Source organism: Neoakkermansia glycaniphila, from assembly GCF_001683795.1.
Classification (GTDB): Bacteria; Verrucomicrobiota; Verrucomicrobiia; order Verrucomicrobiales; family Akkermansiaceae; genus Akkermansia; species Akkermansia glycaniphila.
In genome coordinates, this window is the sequence record NZ_LIGX01000029.1 from 1 (window position 1) to 16,365 (window position 16,365).

16 protein-coding genes are annotated in these 16,365 nt (G+C 42.2%); 10 read left to right on the forward strand and 6 right to left on the reverse strand.

The window, feature by feature from the left end; genetic code table 11:
* The coding region (locus AC781_RS08570; RefSeq protein WP_141675834.1) for a transposase at window positions 1-345 on the forward strand (345 nt) is incomplete at its 5' end.
* Between the two features lie 301 nt (window positions 346-646).
* On the opposite strand, the gene AC781_RS08575 is transcribed toward AC781_RS08570, so the two are convergent.
* From AC781_RS08575 to AC781_RS14280, 3 genes are all read right to left on the reverse strand, one after another.
* Window positions 647-3,454 (reverse strand): ankyrin repeat domain-containing protein, encoded by a 2,808-nt coding sequence (locus AC781_RS08575; protein WP_083076859.1) that lies wholly within the window; start codon window positions 3,452-3,454, stop codon window positions 647-649.
* Window positions 3,455-3,678: 224 nt separating this feature from the next.
* A complete protein-coding gene (locus AC781_RS08580) occupies window positions 3,679-4,329 on the reverse strand; it encodes a hypothetical protein (RefSeq protein WP_141675835.1) in 651 nt (216 codons plus the stop codon).
* Between the two features lie 204 nt (window positions 4,330-4,533).
* Window positions 4,534-5,130 (reverse strand): TM2 domain-containing protein, encoded by a 597-nt coding sequence (locus tag AC781_RS14280; protein WP_245741039.1) that lies wholly within the window; start codon window positions 5,128-5,130, stop codon window positions 4,534-4,536.
* A 148-nt stretch (window positions 5,131-5,278) separates the two neighbouring features.
* On the opposite strand from AC781_RS14280, the gene AC781_RS08590 reads away from it, so the two are divergent.
* From AC781_RS08590 to AC781_RS08600, 3 genes are all read left to right on the forward strand, one after another.
* On the forward strand, window positions 5,279-5,581 hold the full coding sequence (locus AC781_RS08590; protein ID WP_141675836.1) for a hypothetical protein: 303 nt from the start codon (window positions 5,279-5,281) through the stop codon (window positions 5,579-5,581).
* A gap of 59 nt (window positions 5,582-5,640) precedes the next feature.
* Window positions 5,641-6,009, forward strand: a complete 369-nt coding sequence (locus AC781_RS08595; protein WP_067776619.1) for a hypothetical protein — start codon at window positions 5,641-5,643, stop codon at window positions 6,007-6,009.
* A gap of 96 nt (window positions 6,010-6,105) precedes the next feature.
* Complete coding sequence (locus AC781_RS08600) at window positions 6,106-7,248, forward strand: tyrosine-type recombinase/integrase (RefSeq protein ID WP_067776622.1); 1,143 nt, start codon at window positions 6,106-6,108, stop codon at window positions 7,246-7,248.
* Between the two features lie 108 nt (window positions 7,249-7,356).
* Here the strand turns inward: AC781_RS08600 and AC781_RS14420 are convergent, their stop codons facing one another.
* Complete coding sequence (locus tag AC781_RS14420) at window positions 7,357-7,629, reverse strand: helix-turn-helix domain-containing protein (RefSeq protein ID WP_083076862.1); 273 nt, start codon at window positions 7,627-7,629, stop codon at window positions 7,357-7,359.
* Window positions 7,630-7,775: 146 nt separating this feature from the next.
* Here AC781_RS14420 and AC781_RS08610 point away from each other — a divergent pair, with 146 nt between their 5' ends.
* A complete protein-coding gene (locus AC781_RS08610; RefSeq protein WP_067776628.1) occupies window positions 7,776-8,873 on the forward strand; it encodes a hypothetical protein in 1,098 nt (365 codons plus the stop codon).
* An 82-nt stretch (window positions 8,874-8,955) separates the two neighbouring features.
* Here AC781_RS08610 and AC781_RS08615 read toward each other — a convergent pair whose 3' ends face one another.
* Together AC781_RS08615 and AC781_RS08620 are read right to left on the reverse strand one after the other, a co-directional pair.
* A complete protein-coding gene (locus tag AC781_RS08615; protein WP_067776631.1) occupies window positions 8,956-9,888 on the reverse strand; it encodes a nucleotidyl transferase AbiEii/AbiGii toxin family protein in 933 nt (310 codons plus the stop codon).
* Entirely contained in the window at window positions 9,885-10,484 is a 600-nt protein-coding gene (locus AC781_RS08620; protein ID WP_067776634.1) for a type IV toxin-antitoxin system AbiEi family antitoxin domain-containing protein, read from the reverse strand. The genes AC781_RS08615 and AC781_RS08620 overlap by 4 nt, the downstream gene beginning before the upstream one ends.
* Window positions 10,485-10,933: 449 nt before the next feature.
* Between AC781_RS08620 and AC781_RS13725 the strand changes: the two genes are divergently transcribed.
* The 5 genes from AC781_RS13725 to AC781_RS08635 all read left to right on the forward strand — a co-directional run.
* On the forward strand, window positions 10,934-11,641 hold the full coding sequence (locus AC781_RS13725) for a hypothetical protein (protein ID WP_141675837.1): 708 nt from the start codon (window positions 10,934-10,936) through the stop codon (window positions 11,639-11,641).
* Window positions 11,629-13,986: a DEAD/DEAH box helicase gene (locus tag AC781_RS08625; protein WP_067776637.1), complete on the forward strand. Its 2,358-nt coding sequence runs from the start codon at window positions 11,629-11,631 to the stop codon at window positions 13,984-13,986. The genes AC781_RS13725 and AC781_RS08625 overlap by 13 nt, the downstream gene beginning before the upstream one ends.
* A 547-nt stretch (window positions 13,987-14,533) precedes the next feature.
* Window positions 14,534-14,761, forward strand: coding sequence for a hypothetical protein (locus tag AC781_RS08630; RefSeq protein WP_067776640.1), 228 nt, complete (start codon window positions 14,534-14,536; stop codon window positions 14,759-14,761).
* A 100-nt stretch (window positions 14,762-14,861) separates the two neighbouring features.
* On the forward strand, window positions 14,862-15,305 hold the full coding sequence (locus tag AC781_RS13730; RefSeq protein WP_141675838.1) for a Cdc6/Cdc18 family protein: 444 nt from the start codon (window positions 14,862-14,864) through the stop codon (window positions 15,303-15,305).
* A 236-nt stretch (window positions 15,306-15,541) separates the two neighbouring features.
* On the forward strand, window positions 15,542-16,365 hold an 824-nt coding region (locus AC781_RS08635), incomplete at its 3' end, for an ADP-ribosylglycohydrolase family protein (protein WP_067776643.1).

The window sequence follows — 16,365 nt, forward strand, 5'->3', positions numbered from 1 at the left end:
CCGATGAAATTTATTCTGACGGGAGGAGAAGAATCTGATTACAAGCAGGCCATGGCCTTACTGCAGGGACAGCAAGCATGTCACGTTTTGGCAGATCGCGGTTATGATGCGGATTATGTTGTTCAAGCTGTTGAGAGTATGGGGGCAGTTGCCGTGATTCCTCCGCGTAAAAACAGGCGGGAACAAAGAAAATACGATACCCATTTGTACAAGGAGAGAAATCTTGTAGAGAGACTTTTTCTGAAAATGAAGAGATTCAGAGGATTTGCGACACGGTATGAGAAATTGGCTTCTTCTTTTCTTTCCCTCGCTCATTTCATCGGCATTCTTATCTGGCTCGAGTAATTGTCGACGATATCTAATAGAGATTTTTTTTAATTTTTTGAAAAGTCATTTTTTGACCTTGTCCAGGAAGGGGGCTTTATGGATGGAGTCATTCATATGCAATTCGAATAGTGGGAAAGCGTCCATAAAACGGGGGATGCCCGGAATGGTGCCATATCCCCGCCATGATGCATCGGGGTGGCTCTGTGGCAGGCGGCAGTGGGCGCACCAGGCCCCCTTGCAGTGAGTCCGTATATGAAGAAACAGGAACCGTTTTACTGGTTCCTGTTTACTCTCGTGATAGAATGAATGTAATATATTTTTACTTCTTTTTACTTTTTATGTAGACGATTTTGGCTCCGTCAGAAAATATTTTCACATGGTATGTTGTGACCAGGTTCAACTGCCGCGTCTTTCCTGCGTGATCGGTCACTGTACAACTGATGTGCGCTTCAATATTATACATATCTTCTTCGGTCATTTTATGAACTGAAATTTTTTCACTTTGGAAAGTTCTGACGGGATATTGCTCTGCATACTGAAGGCAATCGTTGCGAATATCATGTAAGGTCGTATTTTTCTTGTCGAAATAATCTACGGAATTATAGAAGCAGCTCACTTGTAGATCGACTGAATTATCACATGAGGATGACGAATTAATATGTTTTAAGACGATGTTTTTTGCTTCTTCCGATTTCGTATCGTTGTTTGAACTATTGTTTGCCGACGCCGGTTTTTGGGATGGTTCAGAAGTTGCCCAAACAAGGCTATTCCTGTTATAGGGAGGATGTACCCTCATATTCTCATCAAGATATTTGATCCGTGAATAGGCATCTGCCGATGTGGGTTCTACCAGGTTTGTCCGGAAAAGCTGGAAAACAGGCGATCCACGGCGATCCCGAGGTGTTGCGGTATCATCCATATCGTCGATCAACAGGCAGAAGCCGAATGCTCCCCCCCCGATTTCGGAAACGAGTACATCCATTTCATACCACTGGTCCTTCTCTACAGTAAATGGTATTCCTGCTTGAAAACCTCCGAACAGATTGTTCCAAGCATCACAGTTTTCATAGGCATAGAAATCCTTGTCTTGCCGGTAGGTTGGCCGGTTATTGCCATTCCATGTATTGTCTTCCAGCGTGTGGAATCCACAAGCGAGTACATTCTTTCCGTTGAACCGGACAGCCAGCACGGAATCACCAATGCCTACGAAACGGAATGTGCCTGATTTGGGAGCATGCACTGTACCACGATAGACGGCTACCCAACGCGATGGCTGAACCTTGTCCTGTACCTGATAGGCATACGGAGCTTCCTTGTCCAAACTGTGCAACATGTAGAAGCAGGTTATATACAGATTGGTAGGCGACTTGAAATATTTGTCGAAATACCCCTTGGGCCAGCCGGAATTGTAGAAATGGCTGATTTCCTTCAAGACGCCTTCGCAATTGGCCTGGGTATGTTCCCTATAAGGGGAGTCAGTTCCCGATTTTGTTTGCTTCAAGTCGTACAAAGTACCGCAAAATGATGATCCACTGTGATTCGGAGAACCCATCCCGTAATATGTTGAATCAACATGGTTCCATGTTTCGGATGGTACGGAAGATGATTGTTTAGTATTAACGTCGGCTCCGTATCTACGAAGTATTTCTGTGATATTGTTATGGTGATGATTAATCGCGATTCTCAATGCCGTAATTCTATCTTTGTTTTGGATGTTAACATCAGCGCCATGTTCGAGAAGCAGCTTTGTGAGATCAATATTTCCTTTGCCGACGGCCTCCATTAATGCCGTATTTCCATCTTTGTATTTGCTGTTAACATCAGCGCCATGTTCGAGAAGCAGCTTTGCGAGATCAATATTTTCTTTGACGACGGCGAACATTAATGCAGTATATCCAGCTTTATCTTTAATATTAACATCGACTCCGCGGTCTAGAAGGGATTTAATAATATCAATATTTCTACATTCGATTGCCAACATCAATGCTGTCTTTCCTTCGTTATCTGTAATATTAACATCGGCTTTGTATTCAAGAAATAGTTTAACAAGATCAATATTGGGATCCCATGTGTTGACAGTCGACATCAATACTGTTTTTCCATCTTCATCTTTAATATTAACATCGGCCCCATGCGCTAGAAGCAGTTTACACAGGGAATAGTTATATTTCCTTGAGGAAACTATTAATGCAGTATTTTTACTATTAACATCATCTTCGTATTCAAGAAATAGTTTAACGAGATCAATATTTTCTTTGGAGATGGCCCTAGTCAATGCAGTATATCCTTCGTTATCTTTAATATTAACGTCAGCTCCATGGTCTAGGAGTAATTTGCACATTGGATAATTTTGATACTTTGCGGCATACGTTAATGCCGTATCTCCATCTCCTTTAATATTAACATCAGCCTTGTATTCAAGAAATAATTGAACAAAATCAGTATTCCCTGTTCTGACAGCTGCCATCAAAATTGTATTTTCAGTGTTATCTTTAATATTAACATCAGCGCCATGTTCTAAAAGCAGTTTGCATAGGGGATAGTTCGTATGATAATTATACATCAAGTATTCGTTTTTAAAATAATACTTTTCTCGGATAGCAGCCATTAATGCAGTTTCACCATTTTTGTTTTGAATATTAGCATCAGCACCATGTTCGAGAAGCAGCTTCACAACATCACAACTATTTCCCAGTTGTGCTGCTTGCACAATAGGTGCATTCCCCATATTAGTCGTATAATTAATATCGGCTCCAGCTGCGATGAGTGATTCAATGCAGGACAATGGTACTTTTTTGCCGTTTTTTAGTGCCAACCCAAAAACGGCTGCGAGGTGCGGGAACTCTTCAAATAAGGCATCTCCGTTTCTACAACGGTTATAATGCTCAATAATCTCGTCGGATTGTTTGCTGTCATCCAGAATACCATAGTCATACAAACGTTTCAGCGCTTCGTGTACCGGAATTGTCCGAGATGCAGGAAGAGCCATTTTTTCGGGTTCTTGCTTTTCTGTACGTGTGGATTTTTGTTTTTCGCATGAGGCCAGAAAACATGATGCGACAAGAAGCATATATTTTCCGCAAAGCATCATAGGTGCGGGATTATTTGGAAAATTCTTATTTCTCATGATTAAAATAACTTTGATTTTTACCGGAAACGGATATCAACGAAATTTGGACGATTTTACATGTGATTAAACCGTGGCGAGGACAATCTTCCCATATCAGGAAAGGATCGAAACTTGCTTATGCCTTTGCTTCTTCCGGCAAGCTGTGTTTGCACGAGCCTGCCCAAGAACCGTTCCAATTTCGAAGAAAAGGAGTATGTTTTGCATGTTACGGAAGGGAGTGTTTATTTGGCGGTGAGGTTTTTGATGAGGAGCATGCCTTTGACGATGTCTCCATGGGCATCGCGCCCGTTGCGGCAGAGGACTTCAAAGATGTAGGAGTCGTTGCGCATGACGTTGAGGTTCCCCGCCGCATCTTTTTTCAGGATGAGGGGAAGGCGGATGTTTTTGTCCGTGCTGCCGGCAGGGATGACGGAGAGCAGGGAGTTGTTGTCGACAGTGAGAATATTGTCCACCTTGCCCTCAAAGGTGTATTGGTTGCCGGTGATGCTCGATCCCGCATTCATATAGGCGCTGGTGTCGAAGTCTCCCGTTGTTGCCGCCTGTGTGTAACGGATGTCATCGAAATCCATGCGATTTTTTATGTTATTGGATTGTGGATTGGTCAGAGTACCGATATCGGGAAGAGAGCGGAACCTGTCCATGACTTCGCTGCTTCCGTCGAGCTTGGAATACATCCTGAGCACGGCGCCCGACGTATTCTTGATTTCCTTTTGAAGCTCTGAAGAGACTTCATTGAAATATTCTTCACGGTCGCCATCCCGGGTCATGGCCGCGCCGTTGCAAATAATCTGCACGATATGCTGGGCCGCCCCAGGTGCGTTTTTCGTAAGGTATTCCAGCAATTGCTCGTCACCTTCCCTGGGAGTGGACATGTTGTCCTCGCATATCTTCGTAATATCCTGCATCATTGAAACCAGTCGGGACTGCGGGGAGAACATCTTCGAAGGAAGCCAGAAGGCAAGAGCAACGGCAAGCGCGCCTGTGCAAAAGCCGGCAAGCGCATATGACAGCTTCGTTTTACAATTTTTATCCATAACAGTCTGATAATTGATAGTAAACAAGGCTTGTACACGTATTCAGGAACCGAGAGGGCGGTTAAATCCATCCTTGAATTTGTCCGTACAAATGAGGATAAGATCAATAATCGTCCAAACGCCAAAGCATCCGAGAGTTAACAGGGAAAGAATTCCGGTTCCTGCTTTTCCCACATAAAATCTATGAGCTCCGAATCCTCCGAGCAAAATGCACATAATCAAGCATGTCGTTTTGGACTTGAGGGGAACTCCCCCTGTCATGAACTGCTGCTGCACGCAGGGATATCCCGTCATCTGGGGTGGAGCGGGGTATCCGTAGCCGGAATGCGGCTGGGGGTATCCTGGTTGCGGAGGTTGCGGATAATGGAATGAAGGAGCAGTGTTGTGCGGCATGCCGCCACCCTGTCTCTGCTGGTTCCGTTTCTGCATTTCCAGAGCGGCGATCTCGTTCAGAATATCGTTCAGCCTCGCTTCGTCGGCGGGAGTGAGTTCATGCCCGGTTGTCCTCAAGGAAGCGGCTTCAAGGCTTAATTCATGGATACGGCTGTCTATTTCCTGCGGGTTCATCTGTTGGTTTTCTTTTGATGGTTGTATGAACCGGATGGCATGTCCGCCGTTCGAGGTGGGAACATCTTTCATCCGGTAGAATTACGATATCTCAATAAGATATTATTGTAAACATTAATATCTCAAAAAGGTAATTTACGAAGGCATGAACTTATGGTATGTTTTCCTTATGCAAATACCCGGAAAAGATTTCACAAGTACTGAGTTCTTCGAAAAATGGATGGAAAAGAATAATTTGAACTATGCCGCCGTTGCTTCCGCCTGCGGAATACCTGAAGATACCGTCAGGGAATGGGTGTCTCAAAAAGATATTCCGAAAAGGTTCCTCCGCTGCCTGGCGGCGCTTGCCAGCCCCCGCAAGGAACGGATCAGGTTCATCGAAGGGAATCAGGAAGACGGGTTCAGGTTCGGGCTGTCCATGGACGACTATGCAAAACTGGCGCGGAAGGCGTTGGATGCGGGCTGCTCCGTCGAGGAACTGGTGGCAAATGCGGTCGCATCCCTCGTCCGCTCCGGGAGTTAGAATATCTCACATGGATACTTGTTCTTGTCTTCCGGCACAGTTGTGTTAAACTGCATGCCATGAGCCGGGAGGGGGAACAAGCCGCTTTCAAGAGCGAAGTCAAGCAGTGGTTGAAAAGCCATGGGCTTGGCTACAAGTGGCTTGCGGAGCAGTGCGGCATCTCCGAAATCACCGTGCGCAACTGGATGTCGCAGAAGGCGGTTCCCGTTCTCAAGCAGCGGCTCGTGCGGAGGATCATCGACCGGGCGCCAGCCGCGCCGGGAGAGGCAGGTCAGGGGATGGTTCCCGGCGTGGAGGTGGACGCCGCCTTGTCCCTGACAGTCAAGGTGTCTCCGGAGGTCTACCGGAAGCTGGAGGAAAAGGCGCTTCAAGAAGGTGCTTCCATTGGGAGCATGCTGGCCCGGGCCATCTCCGGGCTGGTCGGCTGATTCCATCCTGCGATCTTTTTAAAAGGAAAATAAATTGCCTGTTTTGGCATTTTAACGCGTACGCAGTCAAGGAAACGCGTTAAAATTCCTTTGCACATGAAGAACAGGAAATTCAAATTATGCAGGCTCGTCCGGGAGAACGACGGAAGGTACCGCGTCTACTGGAACACCGTCAACCCGGACGGAACGACGAAGAACAACAAGCGCCGGGTCAGGGACAGGAAGGAAGGACTTGAAAAATGCCGCATGCTGGAAGAGGAGCTTTCCCGGAAGGGATTGAACGAGGAAATGCCCGTTTCACCGGAAGACAGGATCATGATGGAGAAATTCTACAAGACAAGTCCTTCCATCTCTCTTGCGGAGTTCATCCGGCGGTACATGGGATGCGTCTCCCATCCCAGGCAGGGGCGCACAGTCAGGGGTCTCCATGCCGAATGGAAGAAGCACCGCCTCCTGACATCCCCCAACCGAGAAAACCTCCGCATGACCCTCGCCCGGGTCAGGCTCTTCAAGGAAGCTTTCGGGAACCGCATCGTCAGCGCCATCCGGAAAGAGGAAGCCGAGCAATGGCTGTTCGGGCTGGACGTGGCTGAAAAGACCCGCCAGCACTACCGGTCCGCCGTCATCTCCTTCTTCAAGTGGTGCGACATCGACATGTCCGGCATCAAATGCCCCCGGGCGGTCCACCCCGAACCCGGCACCTATACGGTCGACGAAGCGGCGCAAATCCTCCATTACACGAAAACGCACCGGAAGAACATGCTCGCCCCCCTGGCCATCGCCATGTTCTGCGGAGTCAGATTGTCCGAATTCGCCTACATTACATGGGAGGAACTTGATCTGAGCCATCCGGACGAAGACGGCGACTTCTACCTGGCGGGAGGCAAGACGGGGCGGCGTATCGTCCACCTTCCCAGCGTCGCCAAGAAATGGCTTCTTGCCTGCGAACGCAGACACGGGCTTGTCTTCGACTTCAGCCGGTGCAAAATACATGCGGACCGCATTTACGACGCCTTCAGGAGGATAATCCCCGGACACGTCGAAGCGAAGCAGAACGGGTTCCGGCACAGCTACTGCACCTACAAGGTCACCTGCTTCGGGAACATGTCGGACGTGGCCGATGAAATGGGCAACAGCATCCAGATGATACGGAAGCACTACTACAGGCCGACGCGCAAGAAGGATGCCGGACTCTACTGGAAACTTACTCCCGAATACGTGGACTCCATTTTTGCCTGACTTGCCTTCCATACTGCCTCATCGTCTTGCCTTGTAGAAAATGGCAATATTTTTTCCATGGAACAGGATAAAAAGGCTTGAACTGGTTCCGTAAAAAATTCTTGTTTGTCAGCGTTGCTGCCTTTCAGGTACGTAGTAATTCAGGAGAGGCCTGCCTCGTTTGCCTTCCTTGTACATTTTAAATCCGTGAGTTTTATATAATTTTATCCATCTGTATATGGTTGCTTTCCTGATTCCTAGTTTTGCAGAAATCATGGCAACTGAGCAAGAACGCTTGTACATGGTGATCGCTTTCCTGCGTAGTGTTTCCCTTCCGGCCGGGGTAATTTTTCTGGTATCTTTTTGCACGGAAGGAAGATTTTTTTGTCTGTGAGAAGCCATGAGGAAGCATCAGTATCTTATGCATCAATCAAGAAAATATCAATAAAAAATAAATTACAATTTTATTATTAAAGTAATATAAAAAATATCATTACTATAATAAAAAAATATTTTTGTACCAAAGATATAATTAAAAATGAGGAGTTATGGAAAAAATAATCACTATAACTCCTCCCTCATATCCTCTCAACCGCATCGTCAAGACCATCATGTCCCATTGCCGCATCGCCAATGAGAACGATCTTGCGGACAAATTCGGAATAGTCCATCGGGATATGAGGTTGACGAAAGAAGAAAATATGAACGGCATCATTGACGAAATGTTAGGAATGACCGAGAACTTCCAGCCCGGGCACACCGTCTACCTGACGGTATCCCTCGTCAACGTGAAAAAAGCCTTGTACCGCGACATCTTCAATTCCGGAATCGGCAATGGAAACCTCAGTTCCGCACAGAACAGGAAAGTGGAACCGTACGTTGAACGGGGGTTGCTCCACCTTGGAATGGAATCCATGGACATCCCTCCGTGCGTACTTCACAGTGAAAAGAGCAATACGGTATTCAAGGCGGACTGCACTTTTAAAGTCTTCCGTCTTCTGGTCGAGCAGGAGAGGAAAAGGAAACCGGAGAAGGAAATGACCGCATTCGTATCCAGTATCGCCGGGAAAAAATTCTATAACAAGAAAAGTAAGAACGAACTCCATTCCGGGGTATTCAACATGTTCACCGGCATGTCGTCAGACATGAGGTCATATGTCTTCAACAGCATTTACGGAGTCACCATGGTGGAGATCGATTTCACCAATTCCATCATCCAGGCGCTTGCATCCCGGGGCGGCTGCGTCCTGATGCTGGATGCAATCGGCAGGGACACCCTTCTGTGCGACCACAGCAGAAAACAGAGGAATGAAGAGAAGCTGGCCATGCTCTGCTGGATTTTCTCCATGTTCTCGGAAAAGGTGTGCAAAGGCACAAGAACCCGGTGCCGCAACCACATCCGGAACTTCCTGCAGGAAAGGTTCGGGGAAGAGAGTGAAAAATTTCTTGGAGCGATCGAAAACCTGCCCTCCGTGCATGACCTCTTCCGGTACGAGGATATCTTGAGGGATTTCTGCAAAGCGCATCCTGAAGCCATCAATGTGCATGACGCCGTCTACATACCCAAGGAAAACGGGAAATTGATCGAATCTCTCAAGAAGATTCTGGATAAGGATGGATATGAGTACACGGTCGATGTCCTGTGAAGAAGCAATACAGCCTGTCAGAATAGATTCCACCCTTCACAGGGAGGGGGTGTGCTGTGTTAATGACGCAAGAAGTGTTTGCTCATGGCGTTGATTCATCCCAGCCGCCAATCAACGGATTCCAGGTTTTCTCGAAAGCCTCCTTGGACAGCAACGCTTGACATGGCGGCAGCAGGAAAGAAGAAATTCTTTGAACGATTTCTTCCAAATGGCCTGGAATCCCAGAGAGTAGAGAATCAGAAAATTTCTTCAAGAAGGCAGCCCATTGCACCTCCTTCATTTTCAGAAATGAAGAAGACGTTATTATTAAAGAGGATGGCATATTCAGATGGCGCCTTTTAAAAGTAGCCTGAAGGGATTGGCATAAAAGATTTCCTTCAAACGAATGATGGTTGGACAAAACGTAAATGTCATAGAAATCCTTCATTCTGGAATTTTGAAGCCCCAGGAAAACCATGGCGTGGAATTTTTCAGCAATGGCGCTTTCCCGAGTATATCCCAACAAAATTGGGGCATCCATATCCAGTGCCGTAGGAAAATGAATGGGAACGGGAGCCGGCAGCACGATATCGGAAAAGCCTATGTCAATTTTCATCCGTATTCTCATTTGTTCCATATAACCAAGAAACAGAATACGGCGTCCTCGGTAATCCGCATCTTGGGTAATTTCCATGGAAGACACCGACTTTGGATCAAATACAAGCCCGTCATCCGGCACCGACAAGTTCAGAATCATTTTAATGCACTCTTCAATGGAAGAAGCACTATTATCCAATTTGCCCAACAAGTCAATGTCCATCGTTGCCCGTGCCTGAGGAACCATCCACACGCGTAGCATGAGCGCTCCTTTAAGGATGAAGCTATGTTGAAATTCAGATTGTCCCAAACGATACAGGAATCTCTCCATCGCATAATACTGAACAATTTCCTGAAAATTCCGTTCGCTTTGCCGTGACAGGTTGTAAAGCTTGTCTCTTACCGAAGCGGCTTTGTTGGCGGGGTGTTCCTTGCTCATACGAGTGTTTCCAAATAAGGCATGATTGTATGGGTAACTCCGCGAAGGGCGGCATATTCATGAATGAGAGGCAGATTGATGAGGTGATTATTCGTGTACATTTTGAGGGCTTCTAGAAAAACATCCATTCCAAGCCTGTTCCTGAAGCGGAACACATCCACAAGAGTTTTTTCCTTATTGTAGACTTTCAGGGGAACTCCTTGCATATCATGAATTTCAATGCCTGCTTCATAAATGGTATCACGAAACCGGAATGCACGTACGAGCGGATAGGAAGCTCTGGGAACATTCCTTTGGTAAGGGATGGCAATATCAATCGCATGAGGAATTTGTGTCGTCATGTCATGGAATGAAAGCGCTGACACAAGGCAGATGACCGCCATAGGATATTTTCTGGCCACCATAAGCATTTCTGGGGCACCATGCAGGTTTTCATCGCTGAGGCGGTAAATGCCGCGCCCCCATCTCTGAATAATCCCTCGTTCCATATATTTCTGCAGCATTCTTGCGGTCATCAGTGTAGGAAGGAGTTCTCCACGCCGGACAACGCCGCCTTTATTTCGGAAAAATTCCTTGACTGGAGTAGGGATAGTCATGAATCAAAAGTACACATTTTCTTGCAGGGTGTGTGTACTTTTAGAACATTTGAACGAAAATAGCAACTCGAAAATTTTCTCTCCATCAAAACTATAAAGGCAGGAGAGATAAATCCCGAGATGCTTGAAGATATTTCGGGGGAAGAAGTTGAAGAAAATGATATTCATGGGATGTTTATTATCATTTGTAATGAATAACTTATACAATTATATTCTCAAAGTATCCTTTTTAGTCTATTGAATTCACTGCAAATCGCTTATAATCAATGGGCCGTGGCTTCGAATCCCTCCCTGTCCGCCATTAATTTTCTATCGCAATATATTCGTAATGAGTATATTGCGTTTTTTTGTTTATAGAGGTATGGGGAAAATATTGGGGAAAATTAGATTTTCTACTTTATACATTTCTGTGAATATGTTAGTACTATTCATGGATTCATATCATTCTTATGAAAATAGTTGGTCATCAGATAAATAAACATCTCATCAATTTATTTGATTATAAAAATGTACATTTTATATGTGTCGAAATTAATAATATTCCGAACTATGCAAAAGAATTAATCGAATCTATAAAAAACACATCATGGATTGATAAATTAGATGTAATCGGAAAATTATCTTATACAGAAACATCTTTTGAAACAATTGATAAATTAGTTGCGATCTTTTCCGTTTCAGAAGATCCAATTAGTACGGATTTTGGAGAATATTTAATCTCTATGACAGCGGGTTCAAGTCTTGAAAAACTTTTATCACATGAAGTTCTCCCTCTGTCCGAATTATGGAAAGAAAAAAAATCAGGAAATGCAGGATTTGATTTTCACACTATTACGCCACGGAAGCTCATTTCTTTTGGTGAGGCAAAATATAGTTCTGTTAGAAATCCATATAAGGCCGCCATTGAACAAATAGTATCTTTTATCAATCACGAAAAAGGAAATCGAGATTTACCTCATTTACAAATAATCGCAGGTAAGGAATCTATTGATAACTTTCTAAAAGGAGACAAATGTTATTGTGCCGCGTTTTCTCTACAAAATACACAGACTTTTGATGGAATTATCAAAAAAATCACATCTTTAACAGAATTTGGAGATATTATTCATGCGGGCAACGAAATTTTTGTAATAGGAATAAAAATATGTCATCCATAGAAATAAGAAGTGAAAGAGAAGCTCATCGAGCATTGAATGATATAATCATTCAATTGCACAAAGATGGTCCCGCTAATGCTTTTCTATTGGAAATTCTGGCTCATATAAAACACGCTTATCCAGATGTTTTTCTACAATATGAGCAAAGAATATTATATGTTTTAGGTGTATTTTATAAGGTCAAGCAGCCACATGATGTTATTTCTTTGGTATATGCCTCATTTAGAGAAATTATCAAAAAAGAAACAAATCATCTTTACACACCATCGCAAGCATCTATTTATTTAGAAATACACAATAATAATATATTCTCGTTTTCAGCACCAACAAGTACAGGAAAATCTCATCTATTCCGAGATCTTTTAAGAGAAGAAAAAAGAGATATTATCATTATAGTGCCTTCCCGTGCTCTTATAGCAGAATATCTGATGAATATAAGAAATGCTTTCCGTAATTCGAAAAATATTTTAATATTAGACCACATAGATAATGTTAATACAAAAAATATATCAAGGAAGATATTTGTTTTAACTCCAGAGCGCGCTATTGATATTTTTAAAGGAATATATAATCTAGATATATCCTTATTTTTGTTTGACGAAGCTCAAATATCTGAAGAAGAAAAAAGAGGGATTAAATTTGATGCCTTGGTTAGGCGAATTCTCTTAAAATTTCCAAATGCAAGAAAAGTTTTTGCCCATCCATTCATAGATAATCCTCAGGCTCAACTTTCTAAGCATCACATTAATTCTGAAAATTCTTCTGCTCAGGTATACACTCAAAATATAGTTGGAAAAATTTTCCTTTCGTTGGATTCCAAAAAAGATCGTTTATATGCTTTTTCTCCGTATGAGAAAGATTGCCACTACAGAAAGAATCAATTTCTTTTTAATGAGAAAATTATAGAAACACTTATACGACAAAATAAATGTATACTGATATATGTGTCCAAAAGATCAATATACGAAAGAAAGATAAGATACAAATTCAAGAAATATATAACTATATGCCATCCAATAGACAATGCAATAGCCTTATCAATAATAAATAAGGTTCAAGATGATATAGGAAGTTCTAAAATTTATTCTGAATTTATTGAATTATTAAAATATGGTGTAGTTATACACCATGGGTCCATACCTCTCAGAGTGCGGTTTTTGATAGAAAAATTTATTAGCGCGGGATTTGCTAGGATTTGTTTTGCCACATCAACCTTGCTGCAAGGGGTCAATCTGCCATTTGATGCAGTAGTCATTGACTATTTTAGATTTAGTAATGTTAAAAATGGAACTACTCCTCTAGATTTAAAAAATCTAATTGGGCGGTCCGGAAGATCTCAGGTAAGTAAACTGAATTTGTTTGATTATGGATTTGTAATCGTTAATAAGACATGTGTCAAAAATTTTTCTAAGTATATTAATTCATCTAGTAAGATAGATCCTGTTTCTCGCCTTGATAAAGAAGAAATAGATGATAAAACTGATGATGAATATGAATTTATAGATTCAATAAAAAATAATAACATAAATGACGAGTTTGGATTGCCAGAGTCACAAGTATGTAGATTGCAATCTGAAATTTTAGAAAAAACAATCGGTGATTTATTGAATATTTTATTTCAAAATAACAAAATAATAACAGCAAAAGAGTATAGACAATTAGATGATGTGAGACGTGATTTAATCAAAAAATCATTTGCATTAATATTCGAAATATATCTTAATCGCGATTTGTTGAAATATGAACGTGGTGTCTTATCAACAGCAATTACGATATTGCTATGGAAAATACAAAATAAAACATTTAGACAGATAGCTATTTTACGATACAAGTTACTAACGAAATCAGAAGAATTTTCTTCATTGAAAAAAAAATTGAAAAATGGAGAAATTAATAAACATGAATTTGATGAGTTAGTTGCTGAGTTAAGACCTCCTATTACACCAGCTGCTTCTTTCTTACCGAATAAAATAAATTTTTACATACCCTTATATGATTCCCAATCGAAGATAGAAGATATTAATTATGACGTTGTTGTATTCGATACATATGATTATTTAGATAAGGTTATCTCAATTTCATTGGCGGATAAATTTATCGTGGCTTTCAGAAATTATTATGATAAACATGATGATGTTAGAGCAAAATCAATGGTTGATTATTTTAAATATGGAACTAATGATCAAAAAGAAATAATGTTATTAAGATATGGATTTACCTTTGAAGATATTATGAAAATTTCTGATTGTATAGATTCTGTATCTGAAGAGCAATTAGTTTTTAATTCAAACATTGACTCTATTGATGATGCGTATTTACTTGAACTCATATCCAGATATAAGTAAAATCGTATGTCATTGACAAACTGCCCTTTCTTTTACCCGTCCTCAATCCCCTTGCTCTTTTGTCATTCATAATCTTCCATACAAGGAATACTTCTTCCGGTGGTCTCCTCATATATTATCCCAATCGAAGAGTACACTATGCAATCCGATTCTATATTAATAGATAAGAGCCACGTCAGATATCCTAAAACAGGTCAGAATAATCCCGTTTCACGGAGTAGGATAAAAGTATACCACATTCAAACAAATTGATTATATTAATTGTTTATAATACATTAGTTTTCATAGATAATATTTTTGTTATACGAACTGTTTAAAAACGGAAAATTTCCATATATTGAATTGCAATATATTAATTATCATTTTTTTATAAAACTTCATTGTCGTATACAATGAAGAAGGTCTGGTTGATGAGATAGTGATTGGTATTAATTATGCGTGATTTATCATTTTATAATATTATATGAAAGGAATTAAGAAAGTTTGGTTTAGGTTCCGAACTTTTGTATTTGAGTAAGAGAGAAAAGATGATACAATTACAATTGATATGAGTAATGTGAATGATCGAATTGATGCAGGAACTAGAATTTCAGGCTTAACCGTAGGTGACCTTAAAAAAGAACTTGAAATCTGGCTGGATGATATGGTTATTGCCATGAATGGATTGACCTTTTATCGTTTTAAGCAACGTGATGACAAGCTTCTTCAAATGGAATTCAATCAAGTTGTTTATCTTGATGATTTAGGAATTGTCAGAATCCAACACGTAGACTGAAATATATAGGGAAATTTTTGTGAAGAGTTGGAAATTCCATCTAATTGATTAGTAATGGTTCGCACAATTGAATGAAACATCAATGTTGAATACTAAATAAGTGAAAATTATTGTATTACAAGGGAATAGTGGAACAGGAAAAACGACCACGATCAGGAAAGTTTTCCAAAAAATATTTGAATCGAGTGGGAAAATTATTGAGCATCAAAATGAAGGAGGTAAACACGAAGTAGATTTTAAAGCGCATCTGCTATATAAAGCTCAACATGTATTTTTCTATAGTCATGGTGATTCGTGTGATTATTTGAATGCTGCAATTGATCAATTTCGTACATATCAGAATGTTTTTAATGCACAATTTAGGAGTGTTTTAATATGTTCATACAATCTTGATTTAAAGGGAAAAGCTAGAGATCCTATGAATCGAATAATATCTGCATCTACATATAAATTAATCGATAAAAGTGTTCATGCTAACGGTAATATCGAAGAACAAATGAAATTGAATGAATTAGATGCGGAAAAAATATTTTCATTAATTTAGTTTTTGAATATATCATTTTATTGCGTAATTCATTTGTTATAAGCAAAAAATATATTTATTATAGGGTTGCTTCATTAGAACACTTCCGTTTCACGGAGTAGAGTAAAAGTATTCCGAATTCAAGAAAATAGATTTTATAAATGGATAATGGCTTTGGTGTTGAATGGATTGTGGGATGTTTTGATTGATGATGCTAATTGTCGCGTGGATAGAGTAGTTTTCAAAGATTAAGTTTTATGATGGAAATGTTGAATGCAGATCAGGAGGTTCTGTCCCGGTTGTTTCAGGGGTGTTTGGTTGGGACGGCGGTGGGGGATAGTTTGGGGTTGCCGGCGGAGAATTTGTCTGCGGGTACGGTGCGGAGGCGGTGGAAGGGACGGTGGAAGGGACGGTGGAAGCAGGGGTTCCTGTTCAAGTATGGGATGGTTTCCGATGATACGGAGCATTCCGTTTTGCTGGGACGGGCGTTGATGAAGCATCCCCGGGATGTGGCGGCGTTTCGAAAGGAGTTTGCCGGCAGTTTGCGGTGGTGGTTGTTGGGTCTGCCTGCGGGGATCGGGATGGCGACGTTGAAGTCGATTGTGAGGTTGTGGTTCGGGGTGTCGCCCGAGCGGAGCGGGGTGTTTTCCGCCGGCAATGGCCCGGCGATGCGGGTGGCGGCGGTCGGGATTTTCTTCGCTGATGATGTAGAGAGGCTGGGCCAGTATGTGCGGGCGGCGACGCGGATGACGCATAGCGATCCGAAGGCAGTGGTCGGAGCGATGGCGGTTGCGATGACGGCGGCGCATTTGGCGCGTTTCGCGATGGGCAGGGAGGGGGCTTCGTTACCGTCCTTTGAGGATTGGGCTGCCGTTGGCGGTGAGGATGCCGATTGGCAGCGGCTGATGGAGGCGATGCGCGAGAGTAGAGGGAAGGGTGATTCCGTGCAGGAGTTCGCTTGTTCGCTGGGGTTGCGGAAGGGGGTGTCGGGGTATATGTATCATACGGTTCCGGTGTGTCTTTATGCGCTGTTGCATCATGAGGGGGATTTCAAGGGAGGGATGGGGGCGGTTCTGTATCT